The organism is Streptomyces sp. CG4, from assembly GCF_041080655.1.
Taxonomy (GTDB): domain Bacteria; phylum Actinomycetota; class Actinomycetes; order Streptomycetales; family Streptomycetaceae; genus Streptomyces.
Window position 1 is genome coordinate 2797064 of sequence record NZ_CP163525.1, and the last position, 16277, is coordinate 2813340.

A 16277-nucleotide genomic window follows, 5' to 3' on the forward strand; every position below is an offset into this window, starting at 1 on the left:
CGGCTCGTGGTGATTAGGCTGGGAGCGGGCGCGATGCACGACCCGTCGACCGGTCGTCGGTGTCCCAGGGGGAGAACCGCCGGATCGGGCTGCCCCGAACGACTACGGACGACTCGGAACGACACGACATGGTCGCCCCGGCACGGCATGAGGGTGCTCGACCACACCAGGAGGAACTGTGAGCAGCGATCGGGACGGGATGCGCGGGGGCTGGGCCACACCCGGCGATGACCAGCCCGACGCGGAGTCCGCCATCGAGATGACGGGCGAGTTCACCATCGACTACGCCCCACCCGCCTGGTACACGCAGAACGCGTCCGGCGCGTCCGGCTCCGCAGACACGGCAGAGGAATCGGACGGCGAGGACCGTGCCACCGGAGCGGACGGCTCCGGCGACGCGGGCACTCAGGGCGCTTCCGCGAGGCCGGTGTTCCCGTCGAACACACCGGCGCCCGGGCCGGCTCCGCAGCCGCCCGCCGTCCACCCCGCCGGCACCCCGCCACAGGGAACTCCACACGCGCCGCCGCCGGGACCCCCGCACGCACCGCCGCAGGGCGCTCCGTTCGCACCCCCGCAGGGAGCTCCGTACGCGCCTCAGACGCCTCCGCAGGGAGCACCGTACGCGCCCCGGCCGGGGGCTCCGTACACGCCGCCGCCTCCGCCCCCGGCGCAGGGCGCGCCCTACACGGCACCCGTGCCGCCCACCCCGCCCGCCAGTAGCCCCGTGTCGGTGCCACGGTTGCCGGACGGCTTCGAGCTGCAGCGGCCGGAACCCGCCCCGCAGCCCCGGCCCGAGGCCGTGACCCCGCCCGCCGCGGTCGAGCCGGAGACGGGCAACGGGGACCTGGAGAGCGGGGCCACCATGCGGTTCTCCGCCGTGGCCCTGAAGCGCGAGATGGCCGAGATCGCCGAGCGCGCACAGACGGCCGCGCAGCAGCCCGCGTCGGAGGACGGGGGCTCCGCCGAGGTTTCCGGTACGGCTGCGGCCGACCAGGCGGCCGACCGCTCCGCCGGTGCCGACGATGCCGACGGCGACCCGTCCGAGGTGGCCGAGGCGGCCGAGAAGGCCGACACCACCGAGGCTGCCGAGGAGCCGAGCGCCCAGAAGTCGGGTGACGAGGAGTCCGGCGACCCGGTCGTCGCGGAGGACGGCTCCGGGCGCGATGGCGCTGCCGTCGAGGGGCCTGCGGCCTCCGGTGCCGACGAAGGTGAGGACCACGGCGAGGGCGAGGCCGAGAGCAAGGCCCTGGCCGAGGACGCGACCGACACAGCCGCCACGGTCGACGCCGAGGAGGGCGCCGCCGACAGTGCCGTGTCCGACGACGCCGAGTCCGGCGATGCCAAGTCCGACGCCTCGGAGTCCGCTTCCGCTGAGCCCACGGACGCAGTCGGCGCCGAGGCCGGCCCCCAGGACAGCGTGCCCCGGCCGGGCACTCCGGAGGACGGCGCCCAGCCGAACGGCGCCGCGCGGACCGGCACGCCTCAGGACGCCGTACCGCCCGCTCCTCAGGACGCCCGGCCCGCCTGGTCGCCGCCGGCCGCCGCGCCGCAGAGCGGGGTGCCCCCGCTGCCGCCCTCCTACCAGCCCGCCGCGCCCGCCCCGGCGAGCCAGTGGCCCGGGCAGCCGGCCGCGCCGCAGCAGCCCGGCCCGATGCCCGGTCAGCCGCAGCCGACGGCCGCGCAGGGGCCCGGCGGCGTCCCCGGACAGCAGGCGCCGTTCCAGCCGCAGGCCCCGCAGCCCGCGCCCGCCGCCTGGAACCAGCCGGCCCCGCCCGGCCAGACCGGCCAGACCGGTCAGCCCAACCAGCCCGGCGTTCCCACCGCACCGCAGCCGAACCCGGCGGGCCCCGCCGCCGCGGGCGGTTACGGATTCCCGCAGCCGCCCGCGCAGCAGCACCCCGGCGGCCCCACCCCGCCCACCAGCGGCTACGGCTTCCCGCAGCCGCCCGTACCACAAGCGCCCGCACCGCAGCCGCCCGTACCGCCGCAGCCCGCGGCACCGCAGCAGACCAACCCCAACACCCCCACCCCGCCCAACAGCGGCTACGGCTTCCCGCAGCAGACCAACCCCAACGGCCCCACCCCGGAAAGCGGTTACGCCTTCCCTCAGCCCGGCACTCCCAACGGCCAGGCCCAGCCCGGCGGTTACGGCTTCCCGCAGCCGCCCCAGAGCCCGCAGGCCCCGCAAGCCCCGCAGGGCCCCGAAGGCGCACCGGCGGCCGAAGGCCGGCAGGCGCCACAGGGCCCCCACGCCCCTCACGCTCCACAGGGCCCCCACGCCCCGCAGGGCCAGCAGGCGCCCGTCGATCCGCGGACCGGGGCCGCGTGGCCGCAGCCGCTCCAGCACGACCAGCGGCAGCCGACCAACCCCGGTGCCGCGCCGCTCGGTTACACCGCCGCCGTGGAACTGTCCGCGGACCGGCTGCTCAACAACAAGAAGCAGAAGGCGAGGAGCGGCCGGCCCGCGGCCGCCGGCGGGCGGTTCAAGATCGGCGGCAAGAAGGAGGAGGCCGAGCGGCAGCGCAAGCTGGACCTGATCCGCACGCCGGTGCTGTCCTGCTACCGGATCGCGGTCATCAGCCTCAAGGGCGGCGTGGGGAAGACGACCACGACCACCGCGCTCGGGTCCACCCTCGCCACCGAGCGGCAGGACAAGATCCTCGCCATCGACGCGAACCCGGACGCCGGTACGCTCGGGCGGCGCGTGCGCCGGGAGACCGGGGCCACCATCCGTGACCTCGTCCAGGCGATCCCGTACCTCAACTCCTACATGGACATCCGGCGGTTCACCTCGCAGGCGCCCTCCGGTCTGGAGATCATCGCCAACGACGTGGACCCGGCCGTCTCGACCACGTTCAACGACGAGGACTACCGGCGCGCGATCGACGTGCTCGGCCGGCAGTACCCGGTCATCCTCACCGACTCGGGTACCGGTCTGCTGTACAGCGCCATGCGTGGCGTGCTCGACCTCGCCGACCAGCTCATCATCATCTCCACGCCGTCCGTGGACGGCGCGAGCAGCGCCAGTACGACGCTGGACTGGCTGTCCGCGCACGGGTACGCCGACCTGGTCTCCCGGTCCCTGACCGTGATCTCCGGGGTCCGTGAGACCGGCAAGATGATCAAGGTCGAGGACATCGTGTCCCACTTCGAGACGCGCACCCGCGGAGTCGTGGTCGTGCCCTTCGACGAGCATCTGGCCGCCGGTGCCGAGGTCGACCTCGACATGATGCGGCCGCGGACCCGCGAGGCGTACTTCAACCTCGCCGCGCTGGTCGCCGAGGACTTCGTACGGCACCAGCAGTCGCACGGGCTGTGGACCAGCGACGGCAACCCGCCCCCGGTGGCCGCCCCGCCGATGCCGGGCCAGCAGATGCCGGGGCAGCCCATGCCGGGCCAGCCGTATCCGCAGGCACCGGGCCAGGAGCAGTACGCCGGGCCGCCGCAGCAGCCGTATCCCGCGCAGCCGGGACAGCCGTACCCGCCGCAGGCACCGGGCCAGCAGCCCTACCCGCAGCAGGCCCCCGGTCAGCCGTATCCGCCGCAGCAGGGCTACCCGCAGCCCCCGCAAGGACAGCAGCCGTAGGACGGCATGCAGAAGGGCGGCCGGTGCGTGTTCCGCACCGGCCGCCCTTTCCGTTCGTCTCGTGTGTGGCGTTTACGGCGTTTACGGCGTTTACGGGGAGAGCCCTACGCCTCCTCGGCGATGATCTCCCGGCATCGCTTCACATCCGCGGCGATCTGCTCCAGCAGGGCGTCCAGTGAGTCGAACTTCGCCTGGCCGCGGACGTACGCGAGGAAGTCGACGGCGACGTGCAGGCCGTACAGGTCGAGGCCGACGCGGTCGATGGCGTACGCCTCCACCGTGCGCTCGGTGCCGTCGAACTGCGGGTTCGTGCCGACGGAGATCGCGGCCGGCATGGCCTCGCCCTCGACGTGCAGATAGCCGGCGTACACGCCGTCGGCGGGGATGGCGGTGTGCGGGAGGGTCTCGACGTTGGCCGTCGGGAAGCCCATGTCGCGGCCGCGCTGGGCGCCGCGCACGACCACACCCTCCACGCGGTGCGGGCGGCCCAGGATCTCGCGGGCGCCCGCGACGTCGCCCTCCGCCACCAGGCGGCGGGTCAGGGTCGAGGAGAACGGCAGGCCGCCGCCCGCCTCGCCGGTGACGTACAGGTCGATGATCTCGACCTCGAAGTCGTAGACCTTGCCCTGCTCGGCGAGGAACTCGACGTTGCCGGCTGCCTTGTGGCCGAAGCGGAAGTTCGGGCCCTCCACGACCGCCTTCGCGTGCAGCTTGTCCACCAGGACCTTCACCACGAACTCGGCGGGCGACAGCTTCGAGAACTCGGTGGTGAAGGGGAGGATCAGGAGCGCGTCGACGCCCAGCTCCGCCATCAGCTCGGCGCGGCGGTGGTGCGGGGCGAGCAGCGGTGGGTGGCTGCCGGGGCGGACGACCTCGCTGGGGTGCGGGTCGAAGGTGACGACGACGGCCGGGACGCCCAGCTCGCGGGCGCGGTCCACGGCGTGCTTGATGATCAGCTGGTGGCCGCGGTGGACGCCGTCGTAGGAACCGATGGTGACGACGCTGCGCCCCCAGTCCTGGGGGATGTCCTCCAAGCCACGCCAGCGCTGCACTGTGACCGCTCCTCGAACCCGTGTCCATATCGACGCTTAAGACTTGCGCAGGTCTAAGGGTGCCATGCCGGGTGTCCCGGGCCCGCATCGGTAGGGAGGCTGTGACGGGGCGCACGTTCCCGGCTACCGCCCGCTCCGTCACCAGGCCGGCCGCCCCGTCCCCGCGGCCACCGCCCGCTTCCTCGCCGTGACCGCCGTGCATCGCCGTAACCGCCGTGCATCCCCCATAGCCGTCGTGCAGCGCCGTGGCCGCCGTTCACGCCGGTACGCGGACGCCCGCGAGATTCTCGAGCATGCGCCGGGTACCGGGGCCCACCACGGCGGCCCAGTCCTCCGGGGTGTCGGCCAGCCAGCGGGCCATGCGCGCGGCGAAGCCGGGGACCTGGCGGCCGAGGTCGACCAGGCCGCGGTCGAAGCGGGTGGCGCCCTCGGGGGTGCGGACGAGGAGCAGGCCGGTGCGGTGGACGAGGCCGCGGACCTCCTCCTCCCGTCCGTCGCACTGCTCGGCCGCCGCGTGCAGGACGGCGTCCAGCACGGAGGGGGCCCGTTCCCCGGCGAGGAGGAGTTCCAGCAGCTCGCGGCGGAGCGGACGGCAGGCGGGGGTGCCGGCGGCGGCGAGGACGGTGGCGAGGGCCGCGCGGAGCTGTTCCGGAGCGTCGTCGAGCAGGCCGGTGACCAGGGGCAGCAGGGCGCGCCGGGTGGTGGGGCCCTGGGCGAGGCGGCGGTCGACATGGGCGGCGATGGGTCCGGCGGTCGCCGGGCGCAGCCGTACCGCGTCCTGGAGCAGCGCCGCGATGCGACGGGCGAGGGCCGGGGTGGTGACGTCGGTGAGGGTGCGCAGCGCTTCCCCGGTGTCCGGGCCGCTCAGCCGGGCGCGGAAGGCCTCCAGGACCGGTTCGGGGTGGGTGGTCAGGGCCGGGGCCAGGGCGCTCGGCGGGAACTGCGGGTCGCCGTCGGCGAAGTGGCGCAGCGCCGCGGCGAGGTGTCGGTCACGGGTGTGCGGGTCGCGGACCAGCAGGGCGAGGGCGCTGCCGTGCAGGGTGCAGTCGGCGGGGCGGGCGAGCAGGGCGAGGGCCGCGTAGCGCAGCAGCTCGCGGTCGGCCTCCGAGCGGACGTGCGGGGCCGCGCGCAGGCCGTACGTCACGGCGGCGACCCGGCGGGCGGGGCGCTCGTCGTGCGCCCAGCGGTCGACGGCCCGGCAGACGGCCGACGGCTCGTCCTCGGCGAGGGTGGCGAGCAGTTCGTCGGCCCGCCGGTGCGCGGTCGCGACCAGGATCTCGGTGAGGTCGTCCAGCGCGCCGTGCCGGTGGGTGTGCAGCAGCGCCTGCGCGGCGGTCGCGACGGTGGCGTGCGGGGTCGCGGGCAGCGGCCGTTCGTCGTCGAACCAGCGGGTCAGCCGTGGCTGTACGACGGCGGGCGCGGCGGCCAGCAGCCGGGCGACGGCGTCGAGGTAGCGCTCACCGGTCCGCTCACCTGCCTCCGCGGGCGCCTGGTCGGCCAGCACGAGCCGGCGCAGCAGATCGAGCCGCTCGGTGTCGGAGAGCGGCAGCTCGGCCCAGAAGCCGGGACCGAACTCGCCCGGTACGGGCCGCCCGGCGCCCCGCCAGGCGACGATGCGGTCGGCGAGCAGCCACAGCACGTCGGTGTACGGCGTCGTGTCCGGGACCTGGAGCAGGGTGCGAGCGAGCAGCCGGGCGGCCCACCAGGAGTGCGGGTCCCGGTCGACGGCGTCCATCAAGTCCCGCAGCCGGTCGGCCAGTTGATGGGTGCCGTGCTGCCGGGCGAGCAGCAGCAGGGCCTGGACGACGGGGCCGATGCGGTGGTGCGGGACGGGCACCGGGGCGGTCTCCCGCTCGGCGCGCGGACGGTGGACGAGGGCGCGCAGGGCCTCGTCGAGGTCGAGGTGGGTGCCCTGGATCCAGTCGGCCAGCTCCTCGTGCGCGAAGCGGTAGCCGCTTCCGGCCGGGACGAGGAGGCCCTCGGTCAGTACGGCGGACGCCCACCCCGTGCCGCCGCCGAGCCGGGCCGGCGCGGGCCCCCAGGGGAACACCGCCTCGAAGGAGGCGCAGTCCAGCTCGCCCTGCCCGGGGCCGAGGCTGCGCCGGGCGGCCTCGTGCACCTGCCCGGCCACGCGCGCGGCGAGCCGGCGTACGGCCGCGCCGCGCAGCCCGCTCTCCGCGGCGAGCCGGACCGCGATCCGCAGGCACATCAGGTCCAGGTGGGCCGCGAACACCTCGTGCCGGTCGAGGGGTGCGGCGACCGGGGCGTCCGGGGCGGCGGCCCGCACCTCGGACAGCAGCCGGAGGGTGAGCGGATGCCGTGCGTCGCGGTCGGTGAGAACCCCGTCGGGGATGCCGTACCTGGCACGGGCCGCGCGGGCCTCGTCCGCCGTGAGGTCGGGGAGGCGGAGGCAGGGCGGGAGGGGGGTGGGGATGGGAGTGGGGGTGGGAGGCTTGGTGGCGCGGGCCGCGGTAGCCGACGGTGCCGCCGGTGCTGACGGACCCGGCAGTGTCGGCGGAGCCGGCGACGTCGCCGGGGAGTACAGCAGGTCGGCGGGGAACTCCGCGCCCGCGCGCTCCCAGTACTCCTCCCGGCAGGCCACCACCAGGCGTGCCCCGGTCGTGCGCAGCCAGGCGGCCGTACCCCTGGCCCACTCGGGCAGGCGGTGGGCGAGGACGGGGGGCATCTCCTCCGGGCCGTCGAGGAGGAGCAGCAGCGGACGCCCGGCCTGTGCGGCGAGGCGGGCCAGGTGTTCGAGGCCGAGGTCACCCAGGTCCTCGGGGTCGACGGAACGGGCGGCGGCGACGATGCGGGCGGCCCGCTCCAGAGTGCGGCGGGCCGCGTCGGCCACGGAATCGTCGGCGTCCTCCAGGTCGGCGCCGCGCAACCACAGCGTCGGGGCGGGGCGTTCGTCGTGAGCGCGGCGGGCGGCGAGGGCCGCCAGCTCCGTCGTACGGCCGCTGCCCGCGGCGCCGACCAGCCCGAGCACGGTCCGGTCGCCGGCCGTGAAAGCGGCCAACTCCCGTGCCACACCGTCGCGTTCGACCGGTTCCACGACGCCGGCGAGGAAGCCGTGCGGGCCGTTCTGGCCGACCGAGGTGGCGGTCAGCTGCTGGATCCCGGCCAGGTTGAGGTCGGCGCCGTAGGCGGGCACGGTGGCCGCGTTGCGTGCGAGCACTTCGGCGAGGGGGCCGTCGGCGGGCCGCAGCGGCGCCGCGAAGCCCGTGTCGCGCTGCGTGGAGTGCAGGGCGGTGCCGAGGACGCCGAGGACCGCGCCGGTCTCCGCGTCGAGCACCGGTCCCCCGGCCGCTCCGCCGCCCGGCCGCAGCGCGTCCCGGCCTGCGGTGCCGATGGCCAGCTCCAGTGCGTCCTGGAGGAGGTGGAAGCGGTCGGTGGCGGCGTACGTCACCTCGGTGGCGGCCAGCACCCGCGCCTCCCGCCAGCAGCCCGCCGGGATCCGTACGTACGTCCCCGGTTCGATCCGCTCGCGCACGGTCACCGGCAGCGGCTCCAGGCCCAGGCCCTCGGTGCGGACCAGGGCCAGGTCGAGCGCGGGCAGCGGGGTGACGGCATCGGCGCCGACCACACAGGTGTGGTCCGCCGTGATCTGCAGCACCAGCCGGGCCAGGCCGTCGACCGTCTCGTGGCTGGTGAGCAGGGTGCCCTGGTGATCGACGGGGAACCCGACGCCGCGGGGACGACCGGCGAGGTCGCGGATCTGGACGAGGGACGGGTGGGGGTGGGAAGTGTCGTGGGGTGTGCGGGGTGTGTGGGGTGGCGTATGGGGGGCTTGGGGAGCGGCTGTGGTGCCGGTGGTGTGCCAAGTGCCGGTGGTGTAGCCGGTGTCGGTGGCATCGGCTGTGCCGGTCGCGTCGGCTGTGCCGGTGGTGTGGCCGGTGGCGCCCGTGCCTGAGGTGCAGCCGGCGCCGGTGAAGCGGCCCGTGCCCGTGGTGTAGCCGGTTTCCGCGGCGCCTCCGGGCCCCGTACGGTCCTGATCTGCTCGTCGGACGCCGTCCGCCGTCTCCCCCGTACCGTGCGCCGCCGGGCAAGCGCCCCTGGTGCGCGGGCCCCGTCCCGCCATGGCCCTACCTCCCCGCCCGTACCCGTGTGCCTGTCTCGACCCCTGTCTCGACGGTAGGCGCGCGATGATCGGCGGGACCAGATCGCGTGGTGAACGCGCCCCCTTCCGCTCCCCTGGTTCACTCCGAGCGCCTGCCCGGACGGGTGAATAGCCGGGAGCCCGTGGATAACCCTAGAGGTGGGGGAACCGAGGGGGAGCGTGGAGCGGCGGCTGGGGCCCACCCCGTGGCCGGCCGCCGCTCCACGGACGACCCGCCCGGGGACCGTGCCGGGTGGCTCCGCGGGGTGGTTCAGCCGAAGACGGCCAGGCTCTTGGCCTTGCCCTTCTGCTCCTCGACCAGGGCGAGGAAGCGGCCCTCGGGGTCGAAGACGGCGACGGGACCGGCGCCCGCGTACTCGTCGGGCATCTCCAGCCGGACGCCGTTCAGCAGCAGCCGGGCGCGCCGGGCGTCCACCTGCCAGCGCGGGAACGCGGCCGCGGCGGCCTCCGCGATCGGCATCACGGTCAGCTCCTGCTGGAGCTGGTCCAGCGTCTTCGCCGTATCGATCTTGTACGGTCCGACGCGCGTCCGGCGCAGTGCCGTGAGGTGGCCGCCGACGCCCAGGTCGGCGCCCAGGTCACGGGCGAGGGCGCGGATGTAGGTGCCGGAGGAGCAGACCACGGACACGACCAGGTCGAGGACCGGGGTGCCGTCGTCGGCGACCGCGTCCCGGACGTCGTACACCGCGAAGGAGGAGATCGTCACCGGCCGGGCGGGGATCTCGAAGTCCTCGCCCTCGCGGGCCCGCTTGTACGACCGTACGCCGTCGATCTTGATGGCGCTGACCTTGGACGGCACCTGCATGATGTCGCCGCTCAGCTTGGCGATCCCGGCGTCGATGGCGTCCCGGGTCACCTTGGACGCGTCGGTGGACGAGGTGATCTCGCCCTCGGCGTCGTCGGTGAGCGTGTTCTGGCCCAGGCGGATGGTGCCCAGGTACTCCTTCTCCGTGAGGGCGAGGTGCCCGAGGAGCTTGGTGGCGCGCTCGACGCCGAGGACCAGGACGCCGGTCGCCATCGGGTCGAGGGTGCCGGCGTGGCCGACGCGACGGGTCCTCGCGATCCCGCGCATCTTGGCGACCACGTCGTGCGAAGTGAAGCCCGACGGCTTGTCGACGATGACGAGGCCGTCGGGCGTGGTGTGCTTCTGGGTCATTCCGCGGCGTCGCCGTCCGTCTCGGTCGTCTCGTCGTCGGCCGGCTTGCGGTACGGGTCCGCCCCGCCCGCGTACGCCGCGCCCGCGGAGGCCTCGCGGACCTTCGCGTCGGACTGCCGTGCCTTGTCGAGGAGGTCCTCGATGGTCCGGGCGGTGTCCGGCAGGGCGTCCGCGACGAAGGTGAGCGTCGGCGTGAACTTCACACCGGCCGCACGGCCGACCTCGGAGCGCAGGATGCCCTTGGCGCTCTCCAGGCCCGCCGCGGCGGCCTGCCGCTCCTCGTCGTCGCCGTAGACCGTGTAGAAGACGGTCGCCTCCCGCAGGTCACCCGTGACCCGGGTGTCCGTGATGGTGACGTGCGAGCCGAGCCGCGGGTCCTTGATCCCACGCTGCAGCTTCTGGGCCACCACCTCCCGGATGAGGTCCGCCAGCCTTTTCGCCCGCGCGTTGTCGGCCACTGGTCCGTCTCCCGTTCTTTCTTCTTCTTGCGTTCTGTGGTCAGTCGTCGTCGCCGTGGAAGCGCCGCCGCACGGACAGCAGCTCCACTTCGGGGCGGCCGGCGACCAGCCGTTCACACCGGTCCAGTACGTCGGTGAGGTGCGCCGCGTCGCCGGAGACCATGGCCAGGCCGATGATCGCTCGCCGGTGGAGGTCCATGTGGTCCACCTCGGCCGCGCTCACGGCGTACTTCCGCTGGAGTTCGGCGACGATCGGGCGGACGACGGAGCGCTTCTCCTTCAGCGAGTGGACGTCGCCGAGGAGCAGGTCGAAGGACAGAGTCCCCACGTACATGTGTGTAGCCGGTTCACCCGCCGGTACGGGATCGATGGCCCCGGGTCCGTGTGGCCGGGGACATCAAGAACGGTACCGCGTACCTGCCGGTGACTCGACAGGGTTTCGGCACCGTGGACCGCGGTCCTGCCTGGGGGCTCCGCCCCCAGGAACGGCGAGCTGGCCGGCAGGACCGAGATCCCGCCGGCCAGCTTCAGGCACCGTTGGCCATTACGCCCGCGGCTTCTCCCGCATCTCGTACGTCGCGATGACGTCGTCCACCTTGATGTCGTTGAAGTTGCCGAGGTTGATACCGCCCTCGAAGCCTTCGCGGATCTCGGTGACGTCGTCCTTGAAGCGACGCAGGCCCTCGATGTTGAGGTTCTCCGCGACCACCTTGCCGTCGCGGATGAGGCGGGCCTTGGTGTTGCGGCGCACCTCGCCGGACCGGATGAGGACACCGGCGATGTTGCCCAGCTTGGACGACTTGAAGACCTCGCGGATCTCCGCCGTACCGAGCTCGACCTCCTCGTACTCCGGCTTGAGCATGCCCTTGAGGGCCGCCTCGATCTCCTCGATCGCCTGGTAGATGACCGAGTAGTACCGGACGTCCACGCCCTCGCGCTCGGCCATCTGGGCCGCGCGGCCTGCCGCACGGACGTTGAAGCCGATCACGATGGCGTCGGAGCCCGTGGCCAGGTTGATGTCCGACTCCGTGACCGCACCGACACCGCGGTGCAGGACGCGGATGTCGACCTCTTCGCCGACGTCCAGCTGGAGCAGGGAGGACTCAAGGGCCTCGACGGATCCGGAAGCGTCACCCTTGATGATCAGGTTCAGCTGCTGGACCTCGCCGGCCTTGAGCACCTTGTCCAGGTCCTCCAGCGAGACGCGGCGCGTGCGCTTGGCGAAGGCCGCGTTCCGCTCGCGGGCGGCGCGCTTCTCGGCGATCTGACGGGCCGTACGGTCCTCGTCCACCACCAGGAAGTTGTCGCCCGCACCCGGGACGTTGGTCAGGCCCAGGACCTGGACCGGCGTCGACGGGCCGGCCTCGGCCACGTTGTTGCCGTTGTCGTCGAGCATCGCCCGGACGCGGCCGTACGCGTCGCCGACCACCATCGTGTCGCCGACCCGCAGCGTGCCTCGCTGGACGAGGACCGTCGCCACGGCACCGCGGCCGCGGTCGAGGCGGGACTCGATCGAGATGCCCTGCGCGTCCTGGGCCGGGTTGGCCCGCAGGTCGAGCGAGGCGTCCGCGGTGAGGACCACGGCCTCGAGGAGGTTGTCGATGTGCAGACCCTGCTTGGCGGAGATGTCGACGAACATCGTGTCGCCGCCGTACTCCTCGGCCACCAGGCCGTACTCGGTCAGCTGACCGCGCACCTTGGTCGGGTCGGCGCCCTCGACGTCGATCTTGTTGACCGCGACGACGATCGGGACGTCGGCCGCCTTGGCGTGGTTGAGCGCCTCGACCGTCTGCGGCATGACGCCGTCGTTGGCCGCGACGACCAGGATCGCGATGTCGGTCGACTTCGCACCACGGGCACGCATGGCGGTGAACGCCTCGTGACCCGGGGTGTCGATGAAGGTGATCTTGCGCTCTTCTTCGTTGACCTCGGTCGCGACCTGGTAGGCACCGATGTGCTGGGTGATGCCGCCGGCCTCGCCCGCGATGACGTTCGTCTTGCGGATGGCGTCCAGCAGTCGGGTCTTGCCGTGGTCGACGTGGCCCATGACGGTGACGACCGGCGGACGGACCACCAGGTCCTCCTCGTCGCCCTCGTCCTCGCCGAACTCGATGTCGAAGGACTCGAGCAGCTCGCGGTCCTCCTCCTCGGGGCTGACGATCTGAACCGCGTAGTTCATCTCGTCGGCGAGGAGCTGCAGCGTCTCGTCGGAGACGGACTGCGTGGCCGTGACCATCTCGCCGAGGTTCATCATGACCGCGACGAGGGACGCCGGGTTGGCGTTGATCTTCTCCGCGAAGTCCGTGAGCGACGCGCCGCGGGAGAGACGGATGGTCTCGCCGTTGCCGCGCGGCAGCATCACGCCGCCGACGCTCGGGGCCTGCATGGCCTCGTACTCCTGGCGACGCTGCCGCTTCGACTTGCGGCCACGACGCGCGGGACCACCGGGACGGCCGAAGGCACCCTGCGTGCCACCGCGGCCACCGGGACCGCCGGGACGGCCACCGAAGCCGGGACGGCCACCGCCGCCGGCGCCGGGACCGCCGCCGAAGCCGCCGCCACCGCCGCCGGGACGACCGGCGAAACCGCCGCCACCGCCCGGACGAGCGCCACCGCCACCACCGGGACGACCGGCGAAGCCGCCGCCACCGGGACGACCGCCGCCGCCGGGACGACCCGCACCGCCGGGACCGCGACCGCCGCCACCGGGGCCGGGACGCGGGCCGGCAGCGGGACGCTGCGGCATCATGCCGGGGTTCGGACGCGGACCGGCCGGGCCGGGACGCGGACCGCCGCCCTGCGGCCGGGGCATGCCGGACGGGCTCGGGCGGGAACCGCCGGGAGCCTGGGGACGCGGACCGCCGCCCTGGGCGCCGGGCGCCTGCGGACGGGGACCGCCGCCGGGGCCGCCGGGGCCGGGACGGGCGCCGCCCTGCGGGCGCGGGGCCTGCGGGCGGGCCATGCCGGTGGAGCCACCGGACGTGAAGGGGTTGTTGCCCGGGCGCGGACCGGCCGGACGGGCACCCGGACGCGGGGCCTGACCGGGACGCGGACCCTGGCCCGGACGGGCCGCCTGGCCCTGGCCGGAGCCGCCGGGACGACCACCGGGCTTCGGCGCGCCGGGGCGGGCGCCGGGACGCGGACCCTGCGCGGCCGGACCCTGCGCGGCCGGGGCCTGCGGGGTCTGGGCGGCGGCGGCCGGCGGAGCGGTGAACTCCGGGGCGGCCGGAGCCGGACGCGGCGCGGGCTTCGGACCCGGACGCGGGCCCGGGGCCGGCGCGGGCGCCGAGGGAGCCGACGGGGCGGCCGGCTGCTGGGCAGCGGGCGCCGTCGGAGGCTTGGGGGCAGCCGGCCTCGGGGCAGCCGGAGCCGGACGAGCCGCCTGCGCCGGAGACGGCGCGGCGGGCTTGGGGGCAGCCTTGCGCGGGGCGGGCTTCGCGGCGGACTTGCCGCTGCCGCCGCCCTGGAAGGCGTCAGTCAGCTTGCGTACAACCGGCGCTTCGATGGTCGAAGACGCCGAACGGACGAATTCACCGAGTTCCTGGAGCTTGGCCATGACGACCTTGCTCTCCACACCGAACTCCTTGGCGAGTTCGTAGACCCGGACCTTAGCCACTTCGCTCCTCTGAGGTCCGGGTGAAGCCGGACCGTCGCTAGTTCATGGGCGTACTCATCGCGTACTCATCGAGTGCTCATCGCAATCTCGACCTGCTTTCGACTCGCGAGGTACCAGGCCGCACGGGGTTCCGTACGGCACGCTTTCTTACGGTGTTGCCTGCTCAGCCACTGTCTGCCTGCTCGACGTACCGGCGCAACGCCTTTATGTCGAGCGGTCCCGGGACGCGCAGCGCCCGCGGGAACGCCCGGCGGCGTACCGCCTGGTCGATACAGACGGGGTCGGGGTGTACATACGCACCCCGGCCGGGCAGCGTACCGCGTGGATCGGGAACGCACCGTTCCTGATCCGCTACGGTCCGCAGCAGCTCGTCCTTGGCCGCTCGCTGCCTGCACCCCACACAGGTGCGCTCAGGGCATGCGCGGGCATACGTCCGGCCAGACACCCTTAAGTCTACCTCCCCGTAGCGACCTCACCCCTTTGGGGGAGAAGTCGAACAGTTGCCGCATGCAGCCTGACGTGATCTCAGCGTCGCGCGGCCGAGATCTATTCCCCGGCCTGCTCGGTGTCGGGCCGGATGTCGATGCGCCAGCCGGTGAGGCGGGCGGCGAGGCGGGCGTTCTGCCCCTCCTTGCCGATCGCGAGCGACAGCTGGTAGTCCGGCACGGTCACCCGGGCGGAGCGGGAGGCGAGGTCGACGACCTCCACCTTGCTCACCCGAGCGGGTGACAGGGCGTTCGCCACCATCTCGGCCGGGTCGTCCGACCAGTCGACGATGTCGATCTTCTCGCCGTTCAGCTCGCCCATCACATTGCGCACCCGGCCGCCCATCGGGCCGATGCAGGCGCCCTTGGCGTTCAGGCCCGAACGGGTGGACCGAACGGCGATCTTGGTGCGGTGACCGGCCTCCCGGGCGATCGCGGCGATCTCCACCGAGCCGTCGGCGATCTCCGGCACCTCCAGGGCGAAGAGCTTCTTCACCAGGTTGGGGTGCGTGCGGGAGAGGGTCACGGACGGGCCGCGGACACCCTTGGCCACCCGGACGACGTACGAGCGCAGCCGCATGCCGTGCGGGTAGGTCTCGCCCGGCACCTGCTCCTGCACCGGCAGGATGGCCTCCAGCTTGCCGATGTCCACGAGCACGTTCTTCGGGTCGCGGCCCTGCTGGACCACGCCGGTGACGATGTCGCCCTCGCGGCCCGCGTACTCACCGAGGGTCGCGTCGTCCTCGGCGTCGCGCAGCCGCTGCAGGATCACCTGCTTGGCGGTGGTGGCGGCGATCCGGCCGAAGCCTGAGGGAGTGTCGTCGAACTCGCGGGCCTCCTGGCCCTCCTCGAGGTCCTCGGGGTCCTCCTTCGCCCACACGGTCACATGCCCGGTCTCCCGGTTGAGCTCCACGCGCGCGTGTCGGCGGCTTCCCTCGGTGCGGTGGTAGGCGATGAGGAGGGCCGACTCGATCGCCTCGACCAGCAGGTCGAAGGAGATCTCCTTCTCCCGAACCAAGCCCCTCAGGGCACTCATGTCGATGTCCACGGCTACGCCTCCTCCTCTTCCTTCAGGTCCTTCTCGACCTTGTCGTCCTTGCGGTTGAACTCGACCTGCACGCGCGCCTTGGCGATCTCCGGGAAGCCGAGCCTGCGGGCGGTCGCCTTGCGGCCCTTGACTCCGGGGACCTCGACGTCCAGGCCCTCGTCGTCGACCGTCAGGATCCGCGCGACCAGCTCGCCGCCCTCGGTCAGCTGGAACTTCACGAGCCGGTCGGTGGCGCGCACGAAGTGCCGCTGCTCGGTGAGGAGGCGCTCCGCGCCGGGGGTGCCGACCTCCAGGTCGTACGCCGCGTCGCCCATCGCGTTGGTCTCGTCGAGCTTCGCCGAGAGCGCACGGCTCACATCGGCGATGGCGTCCAGATCCGCTCCGGTGTCGGAGTCGACGACCACGCGCAGCACCCGCTTGCGTCCGACGGAGTCCACGGCGATCTCTTCGAGATCCAGCCCCTGGGAGGTGACGAGCGGTTCGAGCAGCTCTCGCAGCCTCTCGCTCTGGGTGGTGCTCATCCGGGTGACTCCTCGGCCGCGTGTGCTGTTGTGGGATGGGTCGCGTGTCTGGTCAAAGGGTATCCGGTCGCGGGGAGTGTTGCCGTCCACCTGTGGACAACTCGGGACGATCGCCGTGCAGGCGAGGGGGCCTGCCGGGGCGAACGGTGCCGGTGAGTGGCGTGGGACGGGTGCGCGGGTACGGTGATCACGGGCGTGCCGCCCGCCTTCCGGTCTCCCCCCGGTTTTCCCTCCG

At 73.7% G+C, this 16277-nt stretch carries 10 protein-coding genes; 1 reads left to right on the forward strand and 9 read right to left on the reverse strand.

Translation table 11 applies throughout. From position 1 onward, the window contains the following. Positions 1 to 178: 178 nt before the first annotated feature. Positions 179 to 3586, forward strand: a complete 3408-nt coding sequence (locus AB5L52_RS12620; RefSeq protein ID WP_369364041.1) for an SCO5717 family growth-regulating ATPase — start codon at positions 179 to 181, stop codon at positions 3584 to 3586. A 104-nt stretch (positions 3587 to 3690) separates the two neighbouring features. On the opposite strand, the gene AB5L52_RS12625 is transcribed toward AB5L52_RS12620, so the two are convergent. From AB5L52_RS12625 to rimP, 9 genes are all read right to left on the reverse strand, one after another. After that, positions 3691 to 4638, reverse strand: coding sequence for a bifunctional riboflavin kinase/FAD synthetase (locus AB5L52_RS12625; protein ID WP_351024688.1), 948 nt, complete (start codon positions 4636 to 4638; stop codon positions 3691 to 3693). A 256-nt stretch (positions 4639 to 4894) separates the two neighbouring features. Further along, positions 4895 to 8719, reverse strand: coding sequence for a trypsin-like peptidase domain-containing protein (locus AB5L52_RS12630; RefSeq protein ID WP_369364043.1), 3825 nt, complete (start codon positions 8717 to 8719; stop codon positions 4895 to 4897). A 289-nt stretch (positions 8720 to 9008) separates the two neighbouring features. Continuing rightward, positions 9009 to 9914, reverse strand: a complete 906-nt coding sequence (truB, locus tag AB5L52_RS12635) for a tRNA pseudouridine(55) synthase TruB (RefSeq protein ID WP_351024683.1) — start codon at positions 9912 to 9914, stop codon at positions 9009 to 9011. After that, a complete protein-coding gene (gene rbfA, locus AB5L52_RS12640) occupies positions 9911 to 10372 on the reverse strand; it encodes a 30S ribosome-binding factor RbfA (protein WP_351024681.1) in 462 nt (153 codons plus the stop codon). Before rbfA ends, truB begins: the two co-directional genes overlap by 4 nt. 40 nt (positions 10373 to 10412) lie before the next feature. Beyond that, positions 10413 to 10706, reverse strand: a complete 294-nt coding sequence (locus AB5L52_RS12645; RefSeq protein ID WP_067008837.1) for a DUF503 domain-containing protein — start codon at positions 10704 to 10706, stop codon at positions 10413 to 10415. Between the two features lie 210 nt (positions 10707 to 10916). Beyond that, positions 10917 to 13988 (reverse strand): translation initiation factor IF-2, encoded by a 3072-nt coding sequence (infB, locus tag AB5L52_RS12650; protein ID WP_351024678.1) that lies wholly within the window; start codon positions 13986 to 13988, stop codon positions 10917 to 10919. Positions 13989 to 14151: 163 nt separating this feature from the next. After that, positions 14152 to 14433 (reverse strand): YlxR family protein, encoded by a 282-nt coding sequence (locus tag AB5L52_RS12655; protein WP_351024675.1) that lies wholly within the window; start codon positions 14431 to 14433, stop codon positions 14152 to 14154. A 101-nt stretch (positions 14434 to 14534) separates the two neighbouring features. Next, on the reverse strand, positions 14535 to 15521 hold the full coding sequence (gene nusA / locus AB5L52_RS12660; protein WP_270081351.1) for a transcription termination factor NusA: 987 nt from the start codon (positions 15519 to 15521) through the stop codon (positions 14535 to 14537). Positions 15522 to 15523: 2 nt separating this feature from the next. After that, a complete protein-coding gene (rimP, locus tag AB5L52_RS12665; RefSeq protein ID WP_369364046.1) occupies positions 15524 to 16042 on the reverse strand; it encodes a ribosome maturation factor RimP in 519 nt (172 codons plus the stop codon). Positions 16043 to 16277: the final 235 nt, after the last annotated feature.